At 27.2% G+C, this 712-nt stretch carries 1 protein-coding gene; it reads right to left on the bottom strand.

Annotation, left to right across the window (positions count from 1 at the left end):
• A partial coding sequence (locus AVBRAN9331_RS09760) for a FecR family protein (RefSeq protein ID WP_336612932.1) occupies positions 1-712 on the bottom strand: 712 nt, incomplete at both ends.

Genomic DNA, 712 nt, shown 5'->3' with positions numbered 1-712 from the left:
TTTGCTCACTAGTTTGTAAAGTATTTTTAGAATTTGAATTAGTGTTTTCAGCTTTAATATCACTACTTAAAGTAATACTTGTTACTTTATTAGTATTTGTAGTGCTTTGTTTATCTTCTTGTTTTTCTTGTATTTTTTCTGGTTTATTATCTTCGTTAATATTTGCTTTGGTTAAAGAAAAATCATTTACTTTTAAAGGTTCAACTTTAATTACCTTAGTATTTGAAAAGCTTATTTGTTTTCCTGAATCAATTAAAGAAGTTTTATTACCTAATCTAACATCTATTGCACCTTGTAAGCAAGCTAATTTATTTATATTAAGTCCAACTTCTCCTACAAACACTGTTCCTCTAATACCAATTGTTGCTGTATGAGCTTTTAAAGAGAAATTCTTTCTTGCTAATTTTGAGATTTCTCCTGTAATTACCTTAAAGCTTCCTTCACTTACTTCAAGATTTACTTTAGAGTTTTTTCCATCTAATAAGAATTGTTTTATTTCTAAGCTTGTGTTTTTACCTAGAGTAGTAACGGTGTTATCATTAAAGATTATTTGTAATCTTGCATTATTTCCCGTTTTTATAATATCGCTTTCATCAAGTTCTTGATTTAATAAAGCTTTTATTTCATTACCTTTTGAGATAACTACTGCATCACCTCTAATGGCTGATATTTTACCTACGCTTGCATAGGTTAGAGTTATTACACTTAATAA

The organism is Campylobacter sp. RM9331 (assembly GCF_020137685.1).
Classification (GTDB): Bacteria; Campylobacterota; Campylobacteria; order Campylobacterales; family Campylobacteraceae; genus Campylobacter_E.
Note: the sequence above shows the minus strand (reverse complement) of the source record. Positions and strands in the feature narration are given on the sequence as shown.